Below are 18,015 nucleotides of genomic sequence, written 5' to 3' on the forward strand. Positions count from 1 at the left end.
AGCATGGCGCGCGTTCTGATCGGCACCTCCGGCTGGCACTATGATTCCTGGCGCGGCCCGTTCTTCCCGGAGGGCGTGACGCTGAAGGAGCAGCTGCATTATTACGCCGGACAGTTCGACACCACGGAGCTGAACGGCGTGTTCTACCGCACGCCGACGCCCGAAGCTGTGAAAGGATGGCGCGAGCAGACCGGCCGCGATTTCGTCTTCGCCTGGAAGGCGTCCAAATTCATCACGCACTGGAAACGTCTGTCGGAGCGCTCCGTCAACAGCCTCGAGCTGCTGGAGGACCGCATCTCACGGCTCGGCGGCAAGGCCGGCCCGATCCTGTTCCAGCTGCCGCCGCAATTCGAGGCGAACGCGGACCGGCTCGCGTCCTTCTTCAAGCTGTTGTCACGGAAACGGCGCTACAGTTTCGAATTCCGTCACCCGAGCTGGTATCAGCCGCGCATCCTGCGAATGCTGGCGGACGAGAACATCTCGCTCTGCCTGTCCGACCATCACGATGCGCCGGCGCCATGGAAGCGCACGGCGGATTTCGTCTATGTGCGCGGACACGGGCCGAGCGGGCGCTATCACGGGCACTACACCAAGCCCACGCTGGCGCAATGGGCGAAGCGCATCACGTCCTGGAAGCGGCAGGGCTGCGACGTCTATATCTATTTCGACAACGACCAGAAGAGCGCGGCGCCAGCCGACGCGCAGGCGTTGAAGCAATTGCTCTAGATGACACCGCCCTGCCGAAGCGCCGCGATCGCGGCCGCGTCATAGCCGAGCTCGGCGAGGACGAGATCGGTGTGCTCGCCGAGCGTCGGCGGGCGGGTTGCGATTTCACCCGGCGTTTCCGACAGCCGGACCGCAGCACGCGTCACCGGCGCGGGCTTCGGCAGGCCGGGATAGTCGACGTCCTGCATGAAGCCGGCGGCGCGGATGTGCGGATGATCCAGCGCCTGTTGCGGTGAGAGCACGGGCCCGGTTGGAATCATCGCCTCGCCCAGCGCATCGACGGCCTCCTGCGTGGTGCGCTCGGCGCACCAGCGCGCCATCCGCTCGCTGATGACGGGGCCGTTGTTGCCGCGGCTGATATCGTCGGCAAAGCGCGGATCGTTCAGCCACACCTCCTCCTCGCCCATCAGCCTCGCCCAGCGCTTGAACAGCGGATGTCCGGTGACCTGGCAGAGCACCCAGCCGTCCCGGGTGCGGTAGATGTCGGCCGGAGCCGCGGTCTGGCCGAGATTGCCCGTCGGGACGCGGTTCACGTTGATCACCGCCTGCTCGATCAGCGTCGCATTGGTGAAAGACAAGGCGGTTGCGAGCAGCGCGCCCTCGACGACCTGCCCGCGCCCGGATTTGCCGCGCTCGATCAGCGCGGCGAGCGTGCCGAACGCGCAATGCAGCGCAGTGCCGAAATCGACCCAGTTCACCGCGGCACGGTATGGCGGATCCCCGGTGCCCGTCATGTAGACCGAACCCGACATGACCTGCCCGACGCCGTCGAAGCCGACGCGGTCGGACCAGGGCCCCGGTCCGCCGAATGCGGTCGCCGTCGTCAGGATGATGTCGGGCTTGATCGCCTTCAAGGATTCGTAGTCGAGCTTCATCGCGCGCAGGGTCTGCGGCGGCAGATTGGCGACGACGACGTCCGCGGTCGCAACCAGGCGGCGCATCACCTCCTGCCCTTCCGGCTTCATCGGATCGAGCGTGACGCACTTCTTGTTGCGGTTGACCTGGAGGAACAACGCGCCCTCGCCGCCTTCGCCGACGGGCGCCACGAAGCGATCCTCGCTGCCCTCGCGCTTCTCGACGCGGATGACCTCGGCGCCGAACTCGGCCAGCAGGGTCGCGCAATAGGGGCCCGCAATGTAGCGCCCGAAATCGAGGACGCGCACGCCCTCCAGAACTCCTCCCATCGATCCCTTCCCTGATGTTTTGGAGAGATTACAGGGAACGGCTGCCACGGCAAGGTGGCAACGGGCATCGTGCGCCGCTCTCGATATTTCATCGGCGCCCCGTTTCGGCGGGCGGAAATTCTGCTCTAATATGCACCTGTCCATCCCCCAGCCAGAGCGCCCATCCATGCCGCAACAATTCGACCGATCCGCAGAAGATCTCGGCAATGCCATCCATTTCGAGCACGTCAACATCCAGGTTCCGGATCAGCGCCTCGCCACCCTGTTCTACGTCGCAGGGCTCGGGCTCACCCGCGATCCCTATCTGATGGTGTCGGACACCAATATGTGGATCAACGCCGGACGGAGCCAGTTTCACCTGCCGAGCGGCAGGGCGCAGGTGCTGCGCGGCCATGTCGGGTTGGTCATCGCGGGCCGCGAGGCGCTGCTCGCGCGGCTTGCGTCGGTTGCGAAGAAACTCGAGGGCACGGCCTTCGCCTTCGCCGAGCGCAACGACCATGTCGAGGCGATCTGTCCGTGGGGCAACCGCCTTTGCTGCTACGAGCCCGACGCCGCGCGCTTCGGGCGCATCGCGCTCGGCATTCCCTATGTCGAGTTCGACGTGCCCATGGGATCGGCGCGCGGCATCTGCGCCTTCTACCCCGCGATCATGGGCATGCCATCGGAGTTGTGGAATGGCGACGGCACGGTCGCCGCCGTGAAGGCGGGCCGCAACCAGCATCTGTTGTTCCGCGAGACCGATCGGCCGCAGGGCGACTATGACGGGCATCACGTGCAGATGTACATCACCGATTTCTCCGGCCCGTACCGAAAACTCCTGGCGCGCAGGCTGGTCTCCCGCGAGGACAATCAATACCAGTACCGGTTCTGCGACATCGTCGACCTCGACAGCGGCAAGCCTCTGTTCACGGTCGAGCACGAGGTGCGCAGCGCCACCCATCCGATGTTCATGCGGCCGATGGTCAATCGCAATCCGGCGCTCAACAACCGGAATTACGCGTACGGCCACGACCAGTCGCTCTGGGCGATGGGACCGGACCAGTACGAGGGTTAGGAGGCGGCCGAGCGCCGCCCCCTTCCGTAAGGGTGCCTCAGCCCCACTTCATCTCGCCCTTGGCTACCTTGGAGCCGATATCAAGCGCGACGCCCATACCCAGATTGGGGAAGCGCGCTTCCATCGCAGCCTTCAGCGCAGCGCTGTCAGCGGCCTTCGCCAGCTCTTCGTCGAACGCGAGCAGATACTTCTTTGTGTGCTCGACGGCGGAAAGATCGAGCGCGACGCCCGCCGCCATGTGGCCCGGCACGACGATCGATGGCTTGCGGGCCGCGATCCTGTCGAGGCTGGCGATCCAGGCTGCGCGTTGCTCCTTGGTCGGCGTATCGGCGATCCAGACATGCACGCCGGAGAAGATCATCACGCCGCCGAACACGGCGTTCAAGGACGGAACGAAGAGATAGCGGCGGTTTGCGAGACCCTCGGCGTTGACGATTTCGATCGCCTCGCCGTCAACCGCAAGAGAAGCTCCATCGAACGCTTCCGGCAGAACGACGTCGGCAAGCGTCTGCGGACCGTTCTCCTTGAGCTGCGGTCCCCAGACGGCGAGCTTCTTCTCCACATTCGCCTTGATGGCCGCGAGCGTCGCGGACGCCGCCAGCACCTTGGCATGCGGGAAAGCTTCGCGCACCGGCTTCAGGCTGAAATAATAGTCCGGATCTGACTGGCTGACATAGATGGTCGTGAGTTTCTTGCCGCTCGCCTTGATCGCGTCTGCGAGCGCGCGTCCGTCCGGATAGGAGAAGCCGCCGTCGATCAGCACCGTCTCGGTTGGGCCGGAAAGCAGGACCGGCGCGCGGAAGAATCCGTTGGGACCGGCGGGAAAGTGCTTCCAGCTCAGCTTGGCCTCCGCGGCATGGCCGACATCGGCAGGCAACAATACGGCCGCACCGGCGGCAAGGCTGGTCTTCATGATCTGTCTCCTCGACAACATCGCTTTCTCCATTGAACTCGACAGGGAAAATCAGTTCGGTGATCAGGCGGCACGGAGTTGCGCGGCCAGGAGATCGAACCGCCCGAACAGCATGCTGCCATCCAGCAGCCTCCGCTTGGCGCCGGCGCCGACCACCAGGGCCGGCACGCCATCGACCCCAAATCGCGTCATGTCGACGCGCGCAGCCGCGATCCGCGCCTGGTAAGCGGCGGTCAATGCATCGTCAGGCGCCCGCACGCGGCGCGCCGCATCAGCCAGTTGCGCGCCCTCGAGCACGTCGGCGACGATTTGAAGGCTGGAATTGTCGCGGCCATCGACGTAGCGGGCGCGCTGCAAGAGCTTGAGCACCTCGAGTTCGCGGGCCGGACTGACCAGACCCGCGGCGACGACGCCAAGGGTCGCCGCCGCCGAGTCGAACAGGCCGCCAATATTGCCGAGAATGCCGCTGCGATAGGCCTCGCTGAACGGCTGGCCGGTCAGCTGCGCAATGCGCTGGTCGTTCCGCCAGGCATGGGCCGCAAAATGCTGGTCCATGGTTCGCGCGGCCGGGCCTGCAAACAGGCCGGTCGGCGCCAGCACGAGCGTCGCCTCACCGTGCGCAGCAAGCTGCTCCAGCACCGGCCATGCGCCGTAGCACCAGCCGCAGAGAGGGTCGAAGAGATAGGTGATCTGCATGATTTCGGGCCGCCGATGTTCGATGCAGAGAAACCTAGCGGTCGACCATTATTTGATAAATATCAAATAATATGACATATTGTTTGTCATTAGCTAACAATGGCGACGACGCATGGAAGCGATCAACCTCAACCGCCTCGCCTATTTCGCAGCCGTGGTCGATGCCGGCTCGTTCACACGCGCTGCGGAGCGCCTCGGAATCACCAAGACCGTCGTCAGCCAGCAAGTCGCCCGGCTCGAAGCGGAATTGAAAACGGCTTTGCTGCTGCGAACCACCAGGAGGGTCGAGCCGACCGAAGCCGGCCGGTTGCTGCATGCCCGTTGCATCATGATCCTGCGCACGGCGGAAGATGCCGTGGACGAACTCGCCCAGTCCAATTCCGAGCCGATGGGCGTGCTGCGGATCGCCGCGCCGAACGACTATGGCGCAACGATGATCGCGCCGCTGGCGGCGAAGTTTGCAAAAAAATATCCGGCCTGCGGTGTCGAGTTGATCCTGTCGGACACGCGAACGGACCTCCTCGCCAACCAGATCGACCTGTCGATCCGGGTCGGCTGGCTGAACGATTCAAGTCAGCAGGCCAGGCGGATCGGATCGTTTCGGCAATTGCTGGTGGCCGCGCCGGACGTTGCCGCAGCGTTCAAGAGCAAGACGCCCGACGAGCTTGCGGCTCGACCGTTCATCGCCAACGGAGCGCTCGACGAGCCGCTGGTCTGGCGCTTCACCAGAAACGATGTCGACAGCCGCACAATCCGCATGCGGCAGTCGATCTCGATCAACACGACGCCTGCGGTGCTGGCAGCCGCGCTCGCCGGCGGCGGACTCTGCGTGCTGCCCGACTACCTGGTCGCGGAGCACCTGAAGTCCCGCCGGCTGGTCCATGTCCTGCCGTCCTGGAGCTTGCCGGCCGGCGGCATCCATGCCGTGTATCCCGCGGCCCGATTCCGGCCGCCGAAAATCACGGCCTTCGTGGCCATGCTGGTGCAGGAAGGCCGCACGCTCGCAAGCTAAGTTCCGGAATGAGCGTGCACGCCTGTTCACGCCGCCGATCGATCCGGAAAGCCGCCCCGCAAGGTGTCAAGCAGTCGCTGCTCGCGCGCGATCCGGGCGCGATAGAGCTCGCGTTCGCTCTCGCTTCTGGCACTGGCCAGCAACATGCGATAGTGCCCGATCACCTTCTCGCTGCCGCTGATGAGCAGGTTGCGGACGTCGCTCATCGTTCCCCTCCCATAGCAGTGGAAACCGATGGCATGTTCGGAAGGCTGAATGCGGCCGGGAAGACGTTGGCGGCGAGAGCCTCGAGCGCGGCCTGCTCCTCGGCGAGGCGTCGTTCGATGAACTGGCGCTCAATGTCCGACAGCCTGGTCTTCAGCAAGCGTCGATAACGAGACAAATTGTTGCGGTGCGCGCGGATGCGGGCGAAATCCTGATCGAGCATCGTCGTCACTCCTGACGGTCTTTCACGGTCCTTTTCGATTCTGCAGTGCAGGAAGAAACATCTTCCGGCGCAAAAAATATTCAGACGCGCTGTCCTGTCAAGACGCTGTTTCGCCGCTCCCTCGACGGCGCCGGCGGCCCCTCGAAAAAAAATTTCGCGCCCCCTCTTGCAAGGTCCTTGCGCCGCTCTAATTCGTTTTTCGCCGCGAGAGCGGTGTGCCGGATGCCCGATCGGGTCCGGCGCGGGCGCCGGCCGGGGTCTTCGGACCCGCTTTCCGATTCCCTGTCGTGCGCTCCTTCGTAACCATCTTGCTCTTTGGAGGACTTGGTATGAGGACCACCTTTGACTTCGCGCCGCTGTGGCGCTCCACCATCGGCTTCGATCATCTGGCCGACCTTGTCGACAGCACGCTGCGCCAGGCGGGCGAGGACAATTATCCGCCCTACAACATCGAGCGCTCCGGCGAAGACCAATACCGGATCACGCTGGCCGTGGCAGGCTTCGGCGTCAACGACATCAGCGTGACCGCCGAACAGAATGCGCTCACCATCGAGGGCCGGAAGCCCGACAGCGCCACCCGCGAATATCTCTATCAGGGTATCGCGGCGCGTCCGTTCCGCCGCGTGTTCAATCTCGCGGACTACGTCCAGGTGAAGCAGGCGGCTTTCCAGGACGGTCTCCTGGTCATCGACCTCCTGCGCGAGATTCCGGAAGCCATGAAGCCGCGCCGGATCCAGATCGCGGGAGCCGCGTCACCGCAGATCGAGCAGAAGAAGGCCGCCTGATCGCGCCGGACGAGGTCGACGTGCCTGCGACCACCGTGGCGGATGGCGATCTCCTCGCCGTCCGCCGATCAAAGCATCCCTTCGAAAGGAGTGTAGAGGGAGACCAGAGATGACCAACGCCAATGCGACCACCGGCGGTCTCGGCCCGCTGTTTCATCCCGCCGCGCACTATGCATCGCCGAACGCCGTCCTCGATGACGGCAAGCTCTCGACAGCGGAGAAGCGGATCATATTGTCGTCGTGGGCCTCGGACATGTACGCCGTCGAATCCCATCCGGCGCTCCGCGAGATTCCGGGCATGGATCACCCGATCCGGCTTGCAGACATCCTCGCCGCGCTGCGCGAGCTCGATGACGACGACCCGCCGCCTCGTGGCGGCGTCCCGATGCGGTTGCGGCGGCCATGGGCCGCCGCCACGCCATGATCGAAGACCGCCAGGGGATCTGTGCCCTGGGCGGTTTCGTCAGCAATTTCAGGAAATCGGGGCGTCTGGCTGGGGCGGGAGGGATCGAACCTCCGAATGGCGGAATCAAAATCCGCTGCCTTACCGCTTGGCTACGCCCCAACAGGCGACCAGGGGCCGGCGGAAGAACTGGCTACCGCAGATTCCCTTGGGTCGCAGCCGGTCTATAGGGAGCGGCGCGGCATTTCAACCGCCTGGAGGGGCAAAATACCACAGCAGCCGGGATCGGTCGCACGACACCTTATTATAGGCCCCGCAAAAGCCCGATGCGGTCCCGTATCACGCCCATTGAGACCTCTCCCGTTTCATGGGAATACGGCGCCAAACCTGTCCACGGGAGTGAGCCATGACCTACCGCGCGCCGATCTCTGACATGCTGCTGTCGCTCAACCATGGCGCCGGCCTGAAGGCCGCAGTGGAAGCCGGCCATTACGGCGATTTCGACGCGGACATCGCCGCGGCCGTGCTGGAGGAAGCAGGCAAGTTCGCAACCGACGTGCTGGCGCCGCTCAACAAGGTCGGCGACGAGCACGGCATCAAGCTTGATAACGGCAAGGTCACGACCGCGCCGGGCTGGCCGGACGCCTACAAGCGCTGGACCGAGGGCGGCTGGAACGCGGTGTCCGGCCCCGAGGATTTCGGCGGCCAGGGCCTGCCGATCGCGATCAACGCCGCCTGCACCGAGATCTGGAGCGCGGCCAACGTCGCCTTCGGCCTCTGCCCGCTGCTGACGGCCTCGGCGATGGAGGCGCTGGAGGCGCATGGCAGCGACGAGCTGAAGAAGATCTATCTCGAGAAGCTCGTCTCCGGCGAATGGACCGGCACGATGCAGCTCACCGAGCCGCAGGCCGGCTCCGACGTCGGCGCGCTGCGCACCCGGGCGGAGAAGCAGGCCGACGGCACCTATCGCATCAAGGGGACGAAGATCTTCATCACCTATGGCGAGCACGACATGACCGACAACATCGTGCATTTCGTGCTGGCGCGTCTGCCCGATGCGCCCGCCGGCACCAAGGGGATCTCGCTGTTCCTGGTGCCGAAACTCATGGTCAACGCGGACGGCTCGCTCGGCGCGCGCAACGATATCTTCGCCAGCGGCGTCGAGCACAAGCTCGGCATGCATGCGTCCCCGACCTGCACCATGACCATGGGCGATCATGGCGGCGCGATCGGCTTTTTGATCGGCGAAGAGAACCAGGGCATGCGCTGCATGTTCACGATGATGAACCAGGCCCGCCTCGGCGTCGGCCTGGAGGGCGTCGGCGTTGCCGACCGTGCCTATCAGCAGGCCTTGTCGTATGCCCAGGAGCGCAAGCAGGGCCGCGCCGTCGGCAGCAAGGGCGACGGCTCGGATGCGATCTTCGTGCATCCGGACGTCAAGCGCATGCTGATGCGGATGCGGGCGCAGACCGCGGCCGCGCGCACCATCTGCTATGCGACCGCGGTTGCGATCGACGTCTCGACGCGCGCCAGGGATCCCAAGGTGCGTGCGGATGCCGCCGCGCGCGCGGCGCTGCTGACGCCGATGGCCAAGGGCTATTCCACCGATATCGGCAACGAGGTCGCCTATCTCGGCGTGCAGGTGCATGGCGGCATGGGCTTCATCGAGGAGACCGGCGCGGCGCAGCACTATCGCGATGCCCGCATCACCGCGATCTACGAGGGCACCAACGGTATCCAGGCCATCGACCTCGTCACGCGCAAGCTCGCGGCCAACGGCGGCGCATCGGTGTGGGCGCTGCTCGACGAGCTCTCCGCAACGGTCAACCAAGTCGAGGCCTCCAACGATCCCGCTTTCGGCACCACGGGCACGAAGCTGCGCGAAGCACTTGAGGCGCTGACGCGCACCAGCAAGTGGCTGCTGGAGCGCGTTGCGTCCGCACCGAACGATGCGCTTGCAGGTGCGACGCCCTATCTGCAGCAGTTCAGCGCCACGCTCGGCGGCTGCCTGCTCACCTCCGAGGCGCTCGCCGCCAAGGCCGACGGCAACACGGACGCCGCGCGCTACGTCTCGCTCGCACGCTTCTTCGCCGAGAACATCACGGTGCAGGCGCCCGCGCTCGAGCGCACGGTGACGGAAAGCGCCGAGTCGGTCGCGGCGGCGGATGCGGTGTTGTTGGGGTAAGCTGCTTCTGTGTCTCGGACGCGCTGCAACGCGGAGCGTTGCTGCGTAGAGCCGGGACCCACGCCAAAGAAGCGATCAGGGTCACATGGGCCCCGGCTCTGCAGCGCACCGCTGAAGTGGCGCTGCGCTGCGTCCGGGGCACGAGAGGCAATCCAGCTCAAGCTACGACGCTGCGAGCTTCGCCCTTCCCCCCGGCCGCCACAGCACGATGCCCGCCGCGACGAGATCCAGCACCACGCACATCGCAAACGCCGTCGTGTAATCGCCACTCGCGCTCCGCACCAGCCCGACGATGCCGGGACCGAAGGCGCTGACGATGCCGCTGATCGACGTGCCCAATCCCATGGCAGCGGCGAAGGCGCTGGCGCCGATCTCGCGCTGGATGATCAAGGGCGGGAACGTGATCATGTTGCCGATCGAGAAGCCGTAGACGGCGCAGCACACCAGCAGCATCGTCGGGTTCGTGCTCTGCAGGAGAACGAACAGCGCCGCCGCCTGGCTCGCCATCGAGGCCGCGCAGGCGAGCCGCGGATCGAGCCGGTCGACGAACAGGCCGAGCGACAGGCGGCCCACCACCGCCATCGCCGCCATGACGGTGACCGCGAGCCCTGCGGCGGAGCGGCCGATCAGCGGCTCGAGAAACGTCACCTGGTGGATGATGAATCCCATCTGCGCCAGCAGGGCGATGGCGATCGGCAACACCATGGTCCAGAACGCCGCGTTGGCGAGCAGCGCCTTGCGGGATCGGCCTGGTGCCGCCACGCCGCCGGAGGAACGCCCGTCCGATGCTAGCGACGTCCCGGCCGGCCAGCCGATGAAGATCACGACCACCGGCAGCACCAGCACCATCATCGCCGTCGTGGCCGCCAGCATGGCAGACCGAAAGCCGATGCTGCCGGACAGCGACAGCAGCAGCGGAACGAGGACGATGCCGCCGCAGGTCGCGCCGTTGAACGCGAGGCTGAGCGCAAGCCCGCGCCGGCGTTCGAACCAGGAGTTCAGCACGGTCGCGATCACCACGGTGCCCATGCCGGTCCAGCCGACCGACATCAGGCCATAGGCGAGATAGAGCTGCCAGGGCGTCTGCATCAGCGCCAGCAGCACCGTCGAGGCGCCGAGCGCCACCAGGCCGCACAGGATCAGCGAGCGCAGCCCGATCCGGGCGAGCAGATCGTCGGTAAAGATGACGAGCACGGAGGTCAGGAGGAACGAGAAAGTGCTGGCGGCGGAGACCAGCGTGCCCGGCCAGCCATGGGCGCGCTGCAGCTCGGCAAGATAGACGCCCTGGCCGTACAGGCCGAAGCCGAACATGAAGAAGGCCATCAGGAAGCAGGCCAGCACGACGCGCCAGCCGCGGTAGTGCAGCGAGGATTCGTCGACGCGGGCTGCGGCAATCATCAATGAGCAATCGGCCAAATGGAACCGCGCGAGATCGTGCACCACAACCACCGGTTTTTCAAATGAAACATTGTAGCCATTTGTTGCGGCGGGCGGCGGCGGCCGCCGCCATGTGCGACCTTGCGGAAATTGGCGCCGGAAAGATTGAGCCAGCGCATTGGCACGCCTGCGAGATGATGTAGGCTGACGCTTGGCGGGACTCATAAAGCGGCAAGCGTCGCGGCGACCGCAGGGGGCTCTCATGCCGAATGGCAACATCGTGATCACCGAAGAGCGCGGAACACGCGTGATCACCCTGCGTCGCCCGGGCAAGAAGAACGCGATCACCCAGGACATGTACCGGGAGATGAGCCGCGCGATCGACACCGCGCAGAACAACCCCGATATCCGCTGCATGATCATCACCGGTGGCTCCGGCGTGTTCACCGCCGGCGACGACATCGACGATTTCATGCACGCCGACGCCTCGCGTCCCGAGACGCTGTCGGAGGGCGCAAAATTTCTCTATTCGCTCGCCCTCAACGTCAAGCCGATCATCGCGGCCGTCGACGGCGCCTCGATCGGCATGGGTACCGTGATGCTGTTCCACTGCGACTATGTGCTCGCCTCGAACGCTGCGACCTTTTCCGCGCCCTATATCCATCTCGGACTCGTCCCGGTCGGCGCGGCCAGCCTCCTGATGCCGAACACGATGGGCTACCAGCGCGCCTTTGCGATGCTGGTGATGGGGCGGACTTTTTCCGCCGCGGACGCGCATGCCGCCGGCTTCGTCAACACCGTTGTGTCCCCGGGACATACCGAGGTCGAGGCGCGCAAGGTGGCGCGCGAGATCTGCCGGCTGCCGGCCGAGGCCGTCGCGATCTCGCGCAAACTGCTGCGCGCGCCGACCGAAGAGCTCACCCGCCGCATCGACCAGGAAGGTCACCTGTTCGGCGAGCGGCTGACGTCGGAGGAAGCGGTGGCGGCATTCAGTGCATTCGCGAATAGGAAGAAGCGGTAGAGTGCACATTTCCTCCGCGTGTCCGAAATCGTAGGTTGGGCAAAGGCGCGCTTGCGCCGTGCCCACCATCTGTCGATGACAGCGAAAGATGTGGGCACGCTTCGCTTTGCCCACCCTAGGAGACTGAGAATCCATTCATCCACCGTCATTGTCGCCCAATGGATTCCGGGCTTGCGCTACGCGCGCCTCGGAATGACGGCGAGAACTTCGTGAAATCTTTGCGTGGAACGATTAGTCTCGGTTCCATGCGATACCGATCCCTCCTCACCGTCCTCGCGCTCACCAGCACCCTCCCCGCCTCGGCCCAGACCGCCGCGCCGGTCGAGCTGCGCATCCTCGCGATCAACGATTTCCACGGCAATCTGCGCCCGCCGCCGGGTGGCATCCGCATCGGAGATCCCGAGGACAAGGCCAGAAAGGTGATGGTGGCGGCCGGCGGCGCCGAATACATGGCGACGCTGGTCAAGCAGCTGCGCGAAGGGCACAGGAACACGATCTTCGTCGCCGCCGGCGACCTGATCGGCGCGAGTCCGTTCCTGTCGGCGATGTTTCACGACGAGCCCTCGATCGAATCGCTGTCGATGATGGGGCTTGCGATCACGTCCGTCGGCAATCACGAATTCGACGAGGGCAAGACCGAGCTGCTCAGGATGCAGAACGGCGGCTGCCATCCCCTCGACGGCTGCCAGGGACCGCATCCCTTCACGGGCGCCAAATTCCGTTATCTCGCGGCATCCACCATCGAGACCGCGACCGGCAACAGCTTGCTGCCGCCCTACGAAATCAGGGAGTTCGACGGCATCCCCGTTGCCTTCATCGGGCTGACCTTGAAGGAAACCGCGGGCATCGTCTCGCCGTCCGGCATCGCCGGGCTCGAATTCCGCGACGAAGCCGAGACGGTGAACGCGCTCGTGCCGCAGCTGAAGGCGCGCGGCGTCGAGGCGATCGTGGTGCTGATCCACCAGGGCGGCGAGCCCGCCGGCGACTACAATGAATGCCCGGCTATCACGGGGCCGATCGTCGACATCGTCAAGAAATTCGACCGCGCCGTCGACGTCGTCGTCAGCGGCCACACCCATCGCGCCTATGTCTGCGACATCGACGGGCGGCTCGTCACCAGCGGCGACAAATACGGCACGCTGGTTACCGCGATCGACCTGAAGCTCGATCCCACAACGCGCGACATCGTCAGCGCCAGGGGCGAGAACGTCGTCGTCGCCAATGCCTCGCTGGCGAGGGACGCGGAGCAGACCGCGCTGATCGAGGCTTACGACAGGCTCTCAGCACCGATCGCCAACCGGCCGGCCGGATCCGTGACGCAGACGCTGTCGCGCGTGCCGAACGAGGCCGGCGAAAGCCCGCTCGGCGACGTCATCGCGGACGCGCAGCTTGCCGCGACCAGGGAGGCCAAAGATGGCAGCGCTGTCATCGCGCTCACCAATCCCGGCGGCATCCGCACCGACATCGTCCCGAAGGAGAACGGCGCGATATCCTTCGGCGATGTTTTCGCCAGCCAGCCATTCCGCAACCGCCTCGTCACGATGACGCTGACCGGTAGCCAGCTCAAGGACATGCTCGAGCAGCAATGGTTGGACCCGAAGCGGCCGCGGATCCTCCAGGTCTCGAACGGATTCAGCTATGCCTGGGATGCGGCGAAGCCGTTCGGCGAGCGCGTGATCCCCGAGAAGATGACGCTCAACGGCAGGCCGATCGAGCAGGCCAGCGGCTACCGCGTCACCCTCAACGATTACCTCGCCGTCGGCGGCGACGGTTTTACCGTCGCCAAACAAGGCACGGCGCCACAATATGGCGGCTACGACGCGGACGCGCTGTTTGCGTTCTTCCGGGCACACGGGCCGATCGGTCCGCTACCGCTGAGCCGCATCCTGCGCGTGAATTGATCCGGATCAAACGGGGCCGGGCCGGACAACCCTTTGCCATTGCCGCCCAAGCGCATAGATTGGGTTTTGCATTGCGTTTTGGCGTCGGATGCGCCAACGACGCCAAAAGCCCGTTTCCTGTGAGGCCGACCTGATGAGCACGCTTCTCCTTTCCCACAAGGCCTGCCTCGACCATGTCACGCCGCCGGGACATCCTGAGAGGCCGGATCGTCTTCGCGCGGTGGAAGAAGCCCTGTCGCATGAGCGCTTCCAGTTTCTGGTGCGCGACCAGGCACCCGAGGGCGATCTCGATCTCGTCACGCTCTGCCACAACGAGCACTACGTTACCGAGCTGCGCCACATCGCACCGACCAGCGGGCAGGTCTATATCGACGGCGACACCTCGATGTCGCCGGGCACGTGGGAAGCGGTGATGCGCGGCGTCGGCGGCGCGGTCGCGGCGACCGAAGCGGTGATGGCGGGCGATCATCGCAACGCCTTCGTCGCGGTGCGCCCGCCCGGCCATCACGCCGAAATCGGCAAGCCGATGGGCTTCTGCTTCTTCGACAACGTCGCCATCGCCGCGCGCCATGCGCAGCGCAAATACGGCATCAAGCGTGCGGCCATCGTCGATTTCGACGTGCATCACGGCAACGGCACCCAGGACATCTTCTGGTCGGATCCGACCGTGATGTACTGCTCGACGCACCAGATGCCGCTGTTTCCGGGCACAGGCGCGAAAAGCGAACGCGGCGATCACGACACCATCGTCAACGCGCCGCTTGCCTCCGAGGACGGCGGGCCCGAATTCCGCTCCGCGTTCGAGAATTTGATCCTGCCGCAACTCGAAAAATTCAGCCCCGAGCTCGTGGTCATTTCCGCCGGCTTCGATGCGCATTATCGCGATCCGCTGGCCTCGCTGAATTTGCGCGCGGACGATTATGCCTGGGTGACGCGCAAGCTGATGGATCTCGCCGACAAGTCCGCGGGGGGACGCGTTGTTTCGGTGCTCGAGGGCGGCTATGACCTGCAAGGACTGAAAGAATCTGTTACGGCGCATGTCGGCGCCCTGATGGGCGCCTGACGACGCCCGCCACATTAAGCCCGCAAAACCCGCCTTCACTGCAAGGAAAGCGAATCGGGCAATCGGAAACGGATATGGCCGAAAACACCCAAGTCGACGTCTCCAGGCTCACCTTCGAGCGCGCGATCGAGGAACTTGAGACGATCGTGAAGCGGCTCGAAGACGGCAAGGTGCCGCTCGAAGAATCCGTGACGATCTACGAGCGCGGCGAGGCACTGAAGCGCCGCTGCGAGGAATTGCTGCGCCAGGCCGAGGCCCGCGTCGACAAGATCACCACCGATGCCAGCGGCCAGGCCACCGGCACTGCGCCGCTCGACGTGCAGTAGCCAAAACTATCCCACACACGTTTCCTCACTCGGCTTCTGACCGCGCTTGGCGCTGTGACACGGCAATGGCAGCGTAGCGGGCCGAGATTTCACGATCGCACGGCGCCGTCCCACGAGACATTACGGTTCCATGGGCAGGCGCCACTGCTGGCCGCTGTGCAAAAGGCCTTCCGAGACCGAAAAAGATCTGATTCGCGGCGAAAAAGCCGCCAGGGACCCAGTCCAGCCAGGAACCTCTCGTCGCGGGCCACAGTTAACCACTCTGGCCCGCCGGTTGCATCTGCATACCCCTAATCGGTCCGGCGGGTTGGCTTTGGCCCAAGCTTTGGTGTAAAGCTGCGCGGAGTGTGGCTTTTTGTAAGCCTTGCGTGGGCACCGATTGCCCACGACAAGCGCTTCAAACTGCTGATGAATTGGCTGGGACGGACGAAGCCGATCTAAGTGACAGGGATCACAGAGACTGAACCGGAGCGTGCTTAAGCTTACCTAAGCTTGAAGACGGGGCCTTGCCCCATGCAGGTGGCTCCGACGGTTTGAGGACTCGCGCTGCGCCGATATTGTGCAAACCCATCGCGCACCGGAACGACCTTCCGGCGCTGACAAATTGGAAATCGCCGTGAACGCATACAGTAAAACGCCGCTTCTCGACACCATCCGGACGCCGGACGACCTGCGCAAGCTCAAGATCGAGCAGGTTCGCCAGGTTGCCGATGAGCTGCGGCAGGAGACCATCGATGCCGTCTCGGTCACCGGCGGTCACTTCGGCGCGGGTCTCGGCGTGGTCGAGCTCACCACCGCGATCCATTACGTCTTCGACACGCCGCGCGACCGGCTGATCTGGGACGTCGGCCATCAGGCCTATCCGCATAAGATCCTCACCGGCCGGCGCGACCGCATTCGCACGCTGCGCACCGGCGGCGGCCTGTCCGGCTTCACCAAGCGCAGCGAGAGCGACTACGATCCGTTCGGCGCGGCGCATTCCTCGACCTCGATCTCCGCCGGCCTCGGCATGGCGGTGGCGCGCGACCTCTCCGGCGGCAAGAACAACGTGATCGCCGTCATCGGTGATGGCGCGATGTCGGCCGGCATGGCCTATGAGGCCATGAACAACGCGGGTGCGATGAACTCGCGCCTGATCGTCATCCTCAACGACAACGACATGTCGATTGCGCCGCCGGTCGGCGCCATGAGCGCCTATCTGTCGCGTCTCTACTCCGGCAAGACCTATCGCACGCTGCGCGATGCGGCCAAGCAGATCAACAAGCGCCTGCCCAAGATCATCGCCAACCGCGCCAACCGCGTCGAGGAATATTCCCGCGGCTTCATGATGGACGGCGGCACGCTGTTCGAGGAGCTCGGCTTCTACTATGTCGGCCCGATCGACGGCCACAATCTCGACCATCTGCTGCCCGTGCTGAAGAACGTCCGCGACATGGAGACCGGCCCGATCCTGGTCCACGTCGTGACGCAGAAGGGCAAGGGCTACGGCCCGGCCGAAGCGTCCGCCGACAAGTACCATGCGGTCGTCAAGTTCGACGTCGCGACCGGCACGCAAGCCAAGGCCAAGCCGAATGCGCCGGCCTACCAGAACGTATTCGGCCAGAGCCTCGTCAAGGAAGCCGAGAAGGACGACAAGATCGTCGCCATCACCGCGGCGATGCCGTCCGGCACCGGCGTCGATATCTTCAACAAGGCCTTCCCCGACCGCACCTTCGACGTCGGCATCGCCGAGCAGCATGCGGTGACCTTTGCCGCCGGTCTTGCGAGCGAAGGCTACAAGCCGTTCTGCGCGATCTACTCGACCTTCCTGCAGCGCGGCTACGACCAGATCGTGCACGACGTCGCGATCCAGAACCTGCCCGTCCGCTTCGCCATCGACCGCGCCGGCCTCGTCGGCGCCGACGGCGCGACCCATGCCGGCTCGTTCGACAATGCCTATCTCGGCTGTCTGCCGAACATGGTGATCATGGCGGCGGCCGATGAGGCCGAGCTCGTGCACATGGTGGCGACCCAGGTCGCGATCGACGACCGTCCGAGCTCGCTGCGCTATCCGCGCGGCGAAGGTCGCGGCATCGAGATGCCGGAGGTCGGCATTCCGCTCGAGGTCGGCAAGGGCCGCATGATCCGCCAGGGCAGCAAGATCGCCCTGCTCTCCTTCGGCACGCGCCTCGCCGAATGCGAGAAGGCGGCCGACGAGCTCGCGGCCCATGGCCTGTCGACCACGATTGCGGACGCGCGCTTCATGAAGCCGCTCGACACCGAGCTGGTGCTCAAGCTTGCCCGCGACCACGAGATCCTGATTACGATCGAGGAAGGTTCGGTCGGCGGCTTCGGCTCGCATGTCGCGCAGTACCTGACCGATCAGGGCGTGCTCGACACCGGCATGGTCAAGTTCCGCTCGATGGTGCTGCCGGACGTGTTCCAGGACCACGACACGCCGGCCGCGATGTATGGCCGCGCCGGTCTCGACGCCAAGGGCATCGTCGCGAAGGTGTTCGAGGCGCTCGGCAAGGACGTCAAGGCCGAGACGGTCAAGCTGGCCTGATTGGTTTCGCCTCTCCCGCCTGCTTGCGGGAGAGCGTAGGCCGCCGCCGGCGGCCGTCCTCTAGGAACGCCGGGGCGATGCCCCGGCTATCGCGCAGCGTCGGGTGAGGGCTTTCTCCTCTTGAGGGTCCTTGCTTGCGGCGGCACCCTCTCCCCGGCCTTCCCCCCGCAGGCGGGGGAAGCGGCAGAGTTGGCGCTGCGGCTCGCATCTCATCCAAATTTTCGTATTCGCTTCATAAAATGTCGGCCGCGTCAGCCGTTTCATGGACCGTACCTCCGAGGACAGACGGCAGGTCGACACGCAGGGCCTGACGGTCGAGGCTTGCGTCCGGATGGCGGCAGCGCGATTGATCGCTACATAAGCCCATCAATCGTCCCGAAGAAGCGTCCCAAGAGAG

General features: G+C 65.1%; 18 protein-coding genes and 1 tRNA gene. 11 read left to right on the top strand and 8 right to left on the bottom strand.

Features of this window, described 5'->3' with window-relative positions:
* Window positions 1-3 precede the first annotated feature (3 nt).
* A complete protein-coding gene (locus IVA81_RS32540) occupies window positions 4-726 on the top strand; it encodes a DUF72 domain-containing protein (RefSeq protein WP_247325785.1) in 723 nt (240 codons plus the stop codon).
* On the opposite strand, the gene IVA81_RS32545 is transcribed toward IVA81_RS32540, so the two are convergent.
* Window positions 723-1,910, bottom strand: a complete 1,188-nt coding sequence (locus IVA81_RS32545; protein ID WP_247325789.1) for a CoA transferase — start codon at window positions 1,908-1,910, stop codon at window positions 723-725. The genes IVA81_RS32540 and IVA81_RS32545 overlap by 4 nt on opposite strands.
* A 166-nt stretch (window positions 1,911-2,076) precedes the next feature.
* On the opposite strand from IVA81_RS32545, the gene IVA81_RS32550 reads away from it, so the two are divergent.
* Window positions 2,077-2,964 carry a hypothetical protein gene (locus tag IVA81_RS32550; protein WP_247325792.1) on the top strand — a complete coding sequence of 296 codons (888 nt, stop codon included), beginning with the start codon at window positions 2,077-2,079 and terminating at the stop codon, window positions 2,962-2,964.
* A gap of 37 nt (window positions 2,965-3,001) precedes the next feature.
* Here IVA81_RS32550 and IVA81_RS32555 read toward each other — a convergent pair whose 3' ends face one another.
* Both IVA81_RS32555 and IVA81_RS32560 read right to left on the bottom strand, forming a co-directional pair.
* Window positions 3,002-3,898 carry an MBL fold metallo-hydrolase gene (locus tag IVA81_RS32555; protein WP_247325796.1) on the bottom strand — a complete coding sequence of 299 codons (897 nt, stop codon included), beginning with the start codon at window positions 3,896-3,898 and terminating at the stop codon, window positions 3,002-3,004.
* Between the two features lie 42 nt (window positions 3,899-3,940).
* The gene (locus IVA81_RS32560) at window positions 3,941-4,573 is read right to left on the bottom strand and encodes a DsbA family protein (RefSeq protein ID WP_247325799.1); all 633 of its coding nucleotides are present in this window, start codon (window positions 4,571-4,573) and stop codon (window positions 3,941-3,943) included.
* A gap of 112 nt (window positions 4,574-4,685) precedes the next feature.
* Between IVA81_RS32560 and IVA81_RS32565 the strand changes: the two genes are divergently transcribed.
* Window positions 4,686-5,585, top strand: coding sequence for a LysR family transcriptional regulator (locus IVA81_RS32565; RefSeq protein WP_247325802.1), 900 nt, complete (start codon window positions 4,686-4,688; stop codon window positions 5,583-5,585).
* A 26-nt stretch (window positions 5,586-5,611) separates the two neighbouring features.
* Here IVA81_RS32565 and IVA81_RS32570 read toward each other — a convergent pair whose 3' ends face one another.
* Both IVA81_RS32570 and IVA81_RS32575 read right to left on the bottom strand, forming a co-directional pair.
* Window positions 5,612-5,791: a hypothetical protein gene (locus IVA81_RS32570; RefSeq protein WP_247325805.1), complete on the bottom strand. Its 180-nt coding sequence runs from the start codon at window positions 5,789-5,791 to the stop codon at window positions 5,612-5,614.
* On the bottom strand, window positions 5,788-6,012 hold the full coding sequence (locus IVA81_RS32575) for a hypothetical protein (protein ID WP_247325808.1): 225 nt from the start codon (window positions 6,010-6,012) through the stop codon (window positions 5,788-5,790). Before IVA81_RS32575 ends, IVA81_RS32570 begins: the two co-directional genes overlap by 4 nt.
* A gap of 329 nt (window positions 6,013-6,341) precedes the next feature.
* Here IVA81_RS32575 and IVA81_RS32580 point away from each other — a divergent pair, with 329 nt between their 5' ends.
* Window positions 6,342-6,797: an Hsp20 family protein gene (locus IVA81_RS32580; protein WP_018322651.1), complete on the top strand. Its 456-nt coding sequence runs from the start codon at window positions 6,342-6,344 to the stop codon at window positions 6,795-6,797.
* Between the two features lie 109 nt (window positions 6,798-6,906).
* A complete protein-coding gene (locus tag IVA81_RS32585) occupies window positions 6,907-7,221 on the top strand; it encodes a hypothetical protein (RefSeq protein ID WP_247325811.1) in 315 nt (104 codons plus the stop codon).
* A gap of 66 nt (window positions 7,222-7,287) precedes the next feature.
* Here IVA81_RS32585 and IVA81_RS32590 read toward each other — a convergent pair.
* Window positions 7,288-7,362 (bottom strand) — tRNA-Gln (locus IVA81_RS32590).
* A gap of 244 nt (window positions 7,363-7,606) precedes the next feature.
* Here IVA81_RS32590 and IVA81_RS32595 point away from each other — a divergent pair.
* A complete protein-coding gene (locus IVA81_RS32595) occupies window positions 7,607-9,385 on the top strand; it encodes an acyl-CoA dehydrogenase (RefSeq protein WP_247325814.1) in 1,779 nt (592 codons plus the stop codon).
* Window positions 9,386-9,547: 162 nt separating this feature from the next.
* Here IVA81_RS32595 and IVA81_RS32600 read toward each other — a convergent pair whose 3' ends face one another.
* Both IVA81_RS32600 and IVA81_RS32605 read right to left on the bottom strand, forming a co-directional pair.
* The gene (locus tag IVA81_RS32600; RefSeq protein ID WP_247325818.1) at window positions 9,548-10,783 is read right to left on the bottom strand and encodes an MFS transporter; all 1,236 of its coding nucleotides are present in this window, start codon (window positions 10,781-10,783) and stop codon (window positions 9,548-9,550) included.
* Window positions 10,783-10,941, bottom strand: coding sequence for a hypothetical protein (locus IVA81_RS32605; protein WP_247325821.1), 159 nt, complete (start codon window positions 10,939-10,941; stop codon window positions 10,783-10,785). Before IVA81_RS32605 ends, IVA81_RS32600 begins: the two co-directional genes overlap by 1 nt.
* An 83-nt stretch (window positions 10,942-11,024) precedes the next feature.
* On the opposite strand from IVA81_RS32605, the gene IVA81_RS32610 reads away from it, so the two are divergent.
* From IVA81_RS32610 to dxs, 5 genes are all read left to right on the top strand, one after another.
* Window positions 11,025-11,783 (top strand): enoyl-CoA hydratase-related protein, encoded by a 759-nt coding sequence (locus tag IVA81_RS32610; protein WP_247325825.1) that lies wholly within the window; start codon window positions 11,025-11,027, stop codon window positions 11,781-11,783.
* 245 nt (window positions 11,784-12,028) lie between these two features.
* The gene (locus IVA81_RS32615; RefSeq protein ID WP_247325828.1) at window positions 12,029-13,684 is read left to right on the top strand and encodes a bifunctional metallophosphatase/5'-nucleotidase; all 1,656 of its coding nucleotides are present in this window, start codon (window positions 12,029-12,031) and stop codon (window positions 13,682-13,684) included.
* 133 nt (window positions 13,685-13,817) lie between these two features.
* Window positions 13,818-14,747: a histone deacetylase family protein gene (locus IVA81_RS32620; RefSeq protein ID WP_247325831.1), complete on the top strand. Its 930-nt coding sequence runs from the start codon at window positions 13,818-13,820 to the stop codon at window positions 14,745-14,747.
* 74 nt (window positions 14,748-14,821) lie between these two features.
* Window positions 14,822-15,073, top strand: coding sequence for an exodeoxyribonuclease VII small subunit (locus tag IVA81_RS32625; RefSeq protein WP_008132970.1), 252 nt, complete (start codon window positions 14,822-14,824; stop codon window positions 15,071-15,073).
* A 616-nt stretch (window positions 15,074-15,689) separates the two neighbouring features.
* Window positions 15,690-17,618: a 1-deoxy-D-xylulose-5-phosphate synthase gene (gene dxs, locus IVA81_RS32630; RefSeq protein ID WP_246917652.1), complete on the top strand. Its 1,929-nt coding sequence runs from the start codon at window positions 15,690-15,692 to the stop codon at window positions 17,616-17,618.
* Window positions 17,619-18,015 lie beyond the last annotated feature (397 nt).

The organism is Bradyrhizobium sp. 141 (genome assembly GCF_023074055.1).
Taxonomy (GTDB): Bacteria; Pseudomonadota; Alphaproteobacteria; order Rhizobiales; family Xanthobacteraceae; genus Bradyrhizobium.